This window comes from Herminiimonas sp. (assembly GCF_030645555.1).
In the GTDB taxonomy this organism is placed as follows: domain Bacteria; phylum Pseudomonadota; class Gammaproteobacteria; order Burkholderiales; family Burkholderiaceae_D; genus Oxalicibacterium.
In genome coordinates this window covers 1-8,651 of record NZ_JAUSME010000286.1, presented here as the reverse complement: position 1 = coordinate 8,651, position 8,651 = coordinate 1, and the positions used below count along the sequence as shown (strand labels likewise).

General features: G+C 56.8%; 9 protein-coding genes. 7 read left to right on the top strand and 2 right to left on the bottom strand.

From position 1 onward, the window contains the following. On the bottom strand, window positions 1-607 hold a 607-nt coding region (gene xseA, locus Q7T06_RS11015), incomplete at its 3' end, for an exodeoxyribonuclease VII large subunit (protein ID WP_304784583.1). A gap of 224 nt (window positions 608-831) precedes the next feature. On the opposite strand from xseA, the gene Q7T06_RS11010 reads away from it, so the two are divergent. Next, a complete protein-coding gene (locus Q7T06_RS11010; protein ID WP_304784581.1) occupies window positions 832-2,520 on the top strand; it encodes a methyl-accepting chemotaxis protein in 1,689 nt (562 codons plus the stop codon). Between the two features lie 101 nt (window positions 2,521-2,621). Here Q7T06_RS11010 and rarD read toward each other — a convergent pair whose 3' ends face one another. Further along, on the bottom strand, window positions 2,622-3,509 hold the full coding sequence (gene rarD / locus Q7T06_RS11005; RefSeq protein ID WP_304784579.1) for an EamA family transporter RarD: 888 nt from the start codon (window positions 3,507-3,509) through the stop codon (window positions 2,622-2,624). Window positions 3,510-3,921: 412 nt separating this feature from the next. On the opposite strand from rarD, the gene Q7T06_RS11000 reads away from it, so the two are divergent. The 6 genes from Q7T06_RS11000 to kdsB form a co-directional block, all read left to right on the top strand. After that, window positions 3,922-5,544: an AAA family ATPase gene (locus tag Q7T06_RS11000; protein WP_304784577.1), complete on the top strand. Its 1,623-nt coding sequence runs from the start codon at window positions 3,922-3,924 to the stop codon at window positions 5,542-5,544. Between the two features lie 300 nt (window positions 5,545-5,844). Then, window positions 5,845-6,456: a MotA/TolQ/ExbB proton channel family protein gene (locus Q7T06_RS10995; RefSeq protein ID WP_304784575.1), complete on the top strand. Its 612-nt coding sequence runs from the start codon at window positions 5,845-5,847 to the stop codon at window positions 6,454-6,456. 21 nt (window positions 6,457-6,477) lie between these two features. Further along, window positions 6,478-6,912 carry a biopolymer transporter ExbD gene (locus Q7T06_RS10990; RefSeq protein ID WP_304784573.1) on the top strand — a complete coding sequence of 145 codons (435 nt, stop codon included), beginning with the start codon at window positions 6,478-6,480 and terminating at the stop codon, window positions 6,910-6,912. Between the two features lie 56 nt (window positions 6,913-6,968). Continuing rightward, window positions 6,969-8,012 (top strand): tetraacyldisaccharide 4'-kinase, encoded by a 1,044-nt coding sequence (gene lpxK, locus Q7T06_RS10985; RefSeq protein WP_304784571.1) that lies wholly within the window; start codon window positions 6,969-6,971, stop codon window positions 8,010-8,012. After that, window positions 7,993-8,175: a Trm112 family protein gene (locus tag Q7T06_RS10980; RefSeq protein ID WP_112991192.1), complete on the top strand. Its 183-nt coding sequence runs from the start codon at window positions 7,993-7,995 to the stop codon at window positions 8,173-8,175. The genes lpxK and Q7T06_RS10980 overlap by 20 nt, the downstream gene beginning before the upstream one ends. A 27-nt stretch (window positions 8,176-8,202) precedes the next feature. Beyond that, window positions 8,203-8,651 (top strand): 3-deoxy-manno-octulosonate cytidylyltransferase (kdsB, locus tag Q7T06_RS10975; protein ID WP_304784566.1); only part of this gene is annotated, 449 nt, incomplete at its 3' end.

Genomic DNA, 8,651 nt, shown 5'->3' with positions numbered 1-8,651 from the left:
CGCGCGCCGAGGCGGTGGCGATTGCCTGTGCAATCTTGCTTGCCGAGCCTTCGCCCTGTACCGGCGTTGGATACAGGATGATCTGCACATGAGGGGCGCGGCGTTTCAAGGTAGTCAAAATGTCACGCAGGGCTGCTGCCTGCGGGCTGGTGACTATACCTATCGTGCGTGCAAACAGCGGTAACGGCCGCTTGCGGGCCGGATCGAACAAACCTTCGGCCGCGAGTTTTTCCTTCAACTGCAAAAACGCTTCATACAGATTGCCGACGCCGGCACGGCGTATCGCTTCCACACTTAACTGATAGTCGCCGCGCGGCGCATATAGCGTGACCAGGGCACGTACTTCTACCTTGTCGCCTTCGCGTGGCATGAAATCTGCGTATTGAGCACGACCGCGAAACATCACGGCGCGCACCTGAGCCGCATCATCTTTCAGCGTGAAGTACCAATGTCCCGATGCAGCGCGGGTGAAATTGGAAATCTCGCCAGATATCCAGGACAGCGGAAAACTGCGCTCCAGCATGCGGGAGACCGCCTGGTTCAATGCAGAGACGCTGAGTACGGGCGGCGCTGATGGAGAGTTAGCTGGTGGGCGATCAGGGGGCATCGTTATGTTTCTTGAGGCAGTTTATGGTGCGGAAATTTTATTTTCCGCATGAAATGAGTGCGCAAATATACCAATATTCCTTGGTTGCACGGAAAGGGTGCGCGGTGATTTGTACTTAAAGAATAGATGGTAATGGAAATGTGGTTTGAAATGCAGTGCTCTTTGCAGGGGCACGGGAAGCGCCATCAGAACTAACCGCATCACGATTTTGTTGAGGAATATAAATGAATATCAAGAATTTGAAAATTGGCACCCGTCTGGGCCTGGGCTTTGGGCTGGTATTTGTATTGATGGCGATTTTGATCTCGCTCGCATTGACCCGTTTTGCCGGGATAGGCAAGATCAATAGCGACATGATTAATACGGATTGGGTCAAGGCTGAAGCGGTCTCCACGATAGATACCACGATCAGGGCGAATGCGCGTCGCAATATGGAACTGCTGATTGAAACCGATCCGGTGAAAATGGCCGGTCTGTTTGACGAGATCAAGAAAAACAAGAACACGATCGATGACGCGGTGGTGGTACTGGATAAATTGATTAGTAGCGAGGCCGGCAAATCCTTGATGGTGGATTTCAAGGATGTGCGCGGAAAATATGTCGCTTCCTTTGGCAGGGTCGGGAAAATGGTCTCTGCCAATCAGCGCGAAGAGGCGATCACCACCATGTTGAGCGAGACCCTGCCTACGCTGGATAACGTGCAAAAGAAAGTCGCGCAACTGGCCGTGCTGCAAAAGCAGATCGTCGAGCAAGGTGGTGCCGCAGCGAAAGCACATATCGATGCAGCGACTGCCCTGATGATAGGCCTCGGCATTGCAGCGGTCATTCTCGGTGCTGGTTTTGCGTGGTGGATCACGCACTCAATCACCAGGCCGATGAAGGAGGCAGTGAAGATTGCGCAAACCGTTGCCAGCGGCGATTTGAGCAGCGTCATCCAGGTCAGCTCCAAGGATGAAACTGGCCAGTTATTGCAAGCCTTGAAGGACATGAACAACAGTCTGGTGCGGATAGTCGGCGAAGTGCGCTTCAGCACTGAAGCGATTGCGACTGCCTCGACGCAGATTGCCAGCGGCAACCTGGATTTGTCCGCGCGTACCGAAGAGCAGGCCAGCTCGCTGGAGGAAACCGCTTCATCGATGGAAGAGTTGAACAGCACGGTCAAGCAGAATGCAGACAATGCGCGTCAAGCCAACCAGTTGGCGCTGACTGCGTCGGAAGTGGCGATGAAAGGCGGCAGCGTCGTCTCGCAAGTGGTGGAGACGATGGGCTCGATCAATGATTCATCCAAAAAGATCGTCGACATCATCGGCGTGATCGATGGCATCGCGTTCCAGACCAACATCCTCGCATTGAATGCAGCGGTGGAAGCGGCGCGCGCCGGCGAACAGGGACGCGGGTTTGCGGTCGTCGCCAGCGAAGTGCGCAATCTTGCGCAACGCTCGGCCGCGGCTGCCAAGGAAATCAAGAACCTGATTGGCGATTCGGTGGAGAAGGTCAATACTGGCGCGCGTCTGGTCGACGATGCGGGGGCGACGATGCAGGAAGTGGTGGCCAGCGTGCGTCGCGTCACTGACATCATGGGTGAAATCACTGCTGCCGGTCATGAACAAACTGCCGGCATCGAGCAGATCCATCAAGCCGTCATGCAGATGGATCAAGTGACGCAACAGAATGCAGCATTGGTGGAAGAGGCCGCTGCTGCTGCCGAATCATTGCAGGATCAGGCGCGCAATCTGGTGCAGGTGGTCAGCGTGTTCAAGCTCGATCATGCAGATGCCGTGACTCATGTCGCGCAGGCTGCCCTGATGCCGGCCAAAAAGCCGGTCTTCGTGCAGCTGACGAACAAGCCGGCCGCACCGGCTGGGAAAAACATGGCGCTTGCAGATGGCGGCGCAGACTGGGAACAGTTTTGATTTTTTGCTGCGCCTTGTGTGGATCAAGTGCTCAAGTGATCGAGTGAACAGCAAGGCGCGGCTTTTATTGTTATCCGCTGCCCATCAAAGGCCCACGCTCGCTAGTTGCTGCGCTCGGTCCGGGCATAAAGCGAGCGTGATCCTTCGATGATCAGCAGCAGTACGGCAAGCCAGATCGGAATATAGGTCAGCCATTCGTGACTCTTGATTTGCTCGCCGAGCAGCAGCGCGACCAGCACCAGCAATACAGGCTCGACATAGCCCAGCAAGCCGAACAGGCTCAGACTCAGGGTCTGGCTCGCCACCATATAGAAAAGCAATGCTGCAGCGCTGAGTATTCCCAGCAAGGGTATCAGTATGTACAGTGCTGGATGCTCAGCCATGGCAGTCAGGCCGGCCGCGCCCGCATGGACGAACCACAATCCGGCCGGCAGCAGTAGCACCATGTCCCACCACAGTCCGCCGAGGTTGTTGGCATCCATGCGGCGGCGCAAGACGAAATACAGTGGATAGCCGAATGCCACTACCAGCGTTTCCCATGAAAAGCTGCCGACCTGTATCAATTCGTTGGCCACGCCGCAGGCGGCGCTGATTGCGGCCAGGTTTTGCAGGCGTGAGAGTCGCTCCTGATAGACGATCCGGCCGGTCAGCAGCATCGTCAGGGGCAGCAGGAAATAACCGAGCGAAACATGCAGGGCGCGACCATGCAAGGGCGCCCACATGAAGAGCCACAACTGTATGCCCAGCAAGGCGGAAGTCGCAAGTGCGCCGATGATGAGCAAAGGCTGGCTGCACATTCGTCTGGTCAGCACGCGCACCAATTCCCATAGACTGCAGCGCCAGATGAATACAGTCAGGAAGGGAATCGTCAGCAGCGTGCGCCAGCCGAAAATTTCTTCGCCATTGAGCGGCGCCAGCAGCGTCGCATAGAAATACAGGACTGCAAATAGAGTCGAGCTGATGACGGAAAACAAAATACCTTTGGACACCGCGACTCCATCATGAAGGGGCTGAATCTATGGGCTGGATTACTCTAGCCATCAGTATAGGGATATTCTTTCCGTACCTGTCCGCTGGTTACGCGAAAAAATATGAACCGCCGCACAGGCCTCTGGCTGCGGCTTCACATGACCCGCTTATTGCTTTATGATGGCTCGATTACCAGAGTCAAAAGACGTCCTTCGGGCAGTACAAAACGCTTTTGATGTATATGCACGACAGGGATGCGCCGCAACATAGATACCGGACTTGGGCACAAACAGATAGGCGGCTTCCAGCTATGGGGGCCGTTTTCATTTGTGACTTCCCGGATTTTCGTGCGGCAGGGATGTGCTTTTTAAATCGCCTCAAGCCATGCACCAGGCATGCGGGCACCGCGCAAGACATCAGCAGGGAGCTGTAATGGATTTTGAAATACCGGAATCACTGGTCAATGTATTACTCGAAATGATAGACGCCGAGTCGCCGCTGGCCAGGCAGCTGGCCGAGCATGGCGTCTGTCACGGCAGCATGGTGGTATCGAGCACGCTGTTCGATGCCAAGGCGCTCAATACGCTGTACAGCCTGTGCAAGGCGCAGGATGAGCGCGCGCTGATGTTCCAGATGCTGGCGCTGGACAATATCCTGGGCGCCCCGCAGGCGCGCAAGATACCTGACCTCGACAAGCTGGTGCCTGGCCTGGCCGCATACTTTGCGCGCGACCTGATCGATGGCTGGATCTACCGGAAAAACAAGGATGGCGTGCTGTTGCCGTGGCTGATCCATCGCCTGCGTCATGTGGTGCCCGACCAGGGTGCGCCGTATGTCGTCATCGACCTGCTGGCCAACACGATGCAGTCGGCCAATATGGGAACGACCGATCATCACATGCGCCGCTCCGGCATGACGAATGCGATCGTGATCAACCGGCACGACATCGTCAATCGCACGATCCCCGAGCTGCTGGCGGAATTCGGTTACTTCAAGGAGTGTCAGGAATTCAAGCTGGAATATGAAAAGCATGCGCAACGCTTCCAGAAATTCCAGTCGCGCTTCGGGGCCCAGTTCATCGTCGCCAAATCGGCCTTCGTCATCAATGAAAAGTCGCAGCCTGAACTGGTCAGGATCATCGACGGCGTGACGGCCAAATGCATCAATGATGAAGAGAGTCTGGATCGTCGTTTCGAAACCACGGCAGACCCTGAATTCTGGCGCGACGCCGATGTTGCCACGGGCTTTGAAAAAATCCCGCTGCATTGCTACGTCCACATGTTCCATCTGGAGTGGCATCGCAATATCTGGGTGCATGTACAGAACCTGACGCAATATCGCTACCAGCCGGAACTGCGCGACAAGCTGATTTTGCCGGCGCATCACCGCGACCTGATCGATATCCTGACGGCCGACATGAGCGTGCTGATGGAAGACATCGTCAAGGGAAAATCCGGCGGCACCACGATATTGTGCAAGGGCGCGCCCGGCCTCGGCAAGACCCTGACGGCGGAAGTGTATTCGGAAGTCGTCGGCAAGCCGCTGTACCGCGTGCATTCCGGCCAGCTCGGCATCACGGCGGCATCGGTGGAAGCCAACCTGTCGGAGATTTTGCAGCGTGCCGTGCGCTGGGATGCGATACTTTTGCTCGACGAGGCCGATGTTTACATACGCTGCCGCGACAACAATCTGGAGCACAACGCGATCGTTGCGGAATTCCTGCGTACGCTGGAGTACTTCAACGGTTTGCTGTTCATGACCACCAACCGCATCAATGACGTCGACGACGCGATCCTGTCGCGCTGCATCGCCACGATCCAGTATGAAGTGCCGCCCAAGGAAGATGCGCTGCGCCTGTGGAAGACGCTGGCCCTGCAGTTCAACGCGGATCTGTCCGATGAACTGATCGATGCACTGAGCAATATCTATTCGCAATGCAGTGGCAGGGATATCAAGGAATTGCTGAAGCTGACCTCGAAATTCTGCAAGAGCAAGCAGATACCCTTGTCGGAAGACGCCTTCAGGCAGTGCGCGGTATTTCGCGGGATTAAGTGAAGGCGGAACATGAGGCCTGTGCTTTGTCAGGATATGCGCAGCGCCTCATTTTCATGCAATGTAAAAAAGTGCTTTGAAATCAACAGCTTTGAACGCTTGCACACAGTTGCGCACAATGTTATCCACAGAAAATGTGCACAAGCCGATGAAAGAATTTTCAGGGATGGCGTGGATGGCGCTTAACATGGCGTCAGCTGTCGCAGTCCCGCGCCTCATCCGGGGCAGATGGAAGCTTGCTCTCGCTGCGTCAAACCGTTACATTCTCCATCCATACTCATTGAACCAAAGAAGGAGCTCCCTTTGTTCGCCATTATTCAAGCAGCAGGCTGGCCGATCTGGCTGTTGCTGATCGCTTCTGTCATTGCCTTAACCCTGATCATCGAACGCAGCCTGTATTTGCGCCGGCCCCGTATCCTGCCGACCAATCTGCTTGAAGAAGTGGTGCGGGTTTACCACAACGGCAAAATCGATGCGAATGTGATCGCCACGCTGGAGCAGAATTCGCCGCTCGGGCGCGTGCTGGCAGCCGGTTTGCGCAATGTGAATTCGCCGCGCGATGTGATGAAGGAATCCATCGAAGTAGCAGGCAGGGGCACCGCGCATGAACTGGAGCGCTTCCTGACCACGCTGGGCACCATCGCCACGCTGGCGCCGCTGATGGGTTTGTTCGGCACCGTGGTCGGCATGATAGAAATTTTCGGTTCGCAAAATGCAGCGGGCACCGGCGCCAATCCGGCACAGCTCGCACACGGCATTTCGATTGCGCTGTACAACACCGGTTTCGGCCTGGCGATTGCGATGCCATCGCTGGTGTTCTACCGTCACTTCCGCGCGCTGGTCGATGGCTTCCTGGTCGACATGGAGCAGCAGGCGGTGAAATTCGTCGATATCGTGCATGGCGCACGCAAGTAACGGCCAGGGAAGAGACGCCTCATGAACTTCCGCAAAGGACACGGCCGCGAAGATCCGGAAATCAATCTGATCGCCTTCATAGACGTATTGCTGGTGATTCTGATTTTCCTGATGGTCTCGACCAGCTACAGCAAATTCACGGCGCTGCAGATTACCTTGCCGACTGCCGATGCAGAAAAAGCGCTGGAGCGGCCATTCGAAATCAATGTCGGCATCGATGCGCAAGGCCGCTACTCGATCAACAATGCGCGCGTCGCGGTACAGAATCCGGAAGCCTTGGCGGCCGAATTGATGTCCGCTGCAGCTGCGTCCGGCAAGGCCAATCCGGATCCGGTGGTGATCATTGCCGCCGACGCGACGACCACGCATCAAACCGTCGTCAATGTGATGGAAGCAGCACGCATTGCCGGCTATTCCAAACTGACGTTCGCCGCGCAGACCAGCGGCAAGAAGTAAGGTCCATCCTTGACGCTGCCTCGCAGGCAGTTTCTTTCATCCACGGAAGCCCGCCCTTGGCACTGCAACGTTCCACTCTTGAAGCATTCCTGAAGCGGACATGGGCACAGCGCGGGCTGGCGGCCTGGCTGCTGTGGCCGCTGTCCTGCATCTTCGGCGCATTGTCTGCCTGGCGTCGTCTGCTGTATCGGCTGGGCATAGCCAAAACGCAGCGTCTGCCGGTACCGGTGGTGGTGGTGGGGAATATCTTCGTGGGTGGAACCGGCAAGACGCCGCTGACGATCTGGCTGGCGCAGGCATTGCGGCAGGCCGGCTTGCATCCGGGCGTGATTTCGCGCGGTTACGGCACGCACAACGATGTGCCGCACGCGGTCACCGCGCAATCGCTGGCACAGCAAGTGGGCGACGAACCCTTGCTGATTGCATACCGCACACAGTGTCCGGTGATGGTGGGGCGCGATCGGGTCGCTGTTGCGCAGGCTTTGCTGGCGGCGCATCCGGAAGTCGATGTGATTATTTCAGACGATGGCTTGCAGCATTACCGGCTGGCGCGTGATATCGAAATCATCCTGTTTGATGGCCGTGGCGTCGGCAACGGCTGGCTGCTGCCCGCCGGGCCATTGCGCGAGCCGGTATCGCGCCGGCGCGACTTTACCGTGATCAACGGCGCACCTGAGTCCATGCTGCTGCCGCCAGATGCGATAGCCATGCGACTGGAGGGTTTGGTGGCCGAGCCGTTGGCGATGATGCCGTATGCCCAGGCATCGTCGCGTACGCTGGCTTCGTTTTCTGTTGCGCCCACGCGCATACTGGCTGCTGCCGGGATCGGCAATCCGCAACGGTTTTTCACGCTGCTGCGCGCAGCCGGCCTGGATTTTGCAGAATTGCCTTTGCCGGATCATTACGATTTTTCCGATAACCCTTTTGCCGGTCTGCACGCAGATGTGATCCTGATTACGGAGAAGGATGCAGTAAAATGTCGGCAAAATGATGCATTAAGAAACGATCCGCGGTTCTGGGTCGTGCCTGTAACGGCGCACCTAGACGGCGCGCTCGCTGAACAAATAGTGGAGAAACTTCGTGGACACTCGATTGCTTGATATTCTGGTTTGCCCGATCTGCAAAGGTCCGCTTGAGCACGACAAGAAAGCGCAAGAACTGATATGCAAGGCCGACAAACTGGCCTATCCGATACGCGATGGCATACCTATCATGTGGGCCGATCAGGCGCGCGATCTGCAAGCTGCACCTTCGGCCGGCTGAGGCTGGCTGTCGCCACTTCGGAAATACATGTCCTTTACCGTCATCATTCCTGCTCGCCTGGCTTCCACCCGCTTGCCAAACAAACCGCTGGCTGACCTGGGTGGCAAGCCGATGATTGTGCGCGTGGCCGAAAGGGCGATGCAGTCCGGTGCGGCGCAAGTCATCGTGGCCACCGATCACGCCGACATTTTTGCCGCCTGCAGGCAAAACAATATTGCCGTGCAAATGACGCGCGCCGACCATCCATCGGGCACCGACCGCATTGCCGAAGTGGCGGCAGCACTCGGTTTGTCGGACGATGCGGTGGTGGTCAATGTGCAGGGCGACGAACCCTTGATCGATCCCTCGCTGATTGCGGCGACGGCTGCCCTGATTGCGCACGATGTGCCGATGGCAACTGCGGCCCATACCATCGCTGACATGGCGGAAGCATTCAATCCGAATGTAGTCAAAGTGGTGTTGAACAAGGCTGGGCG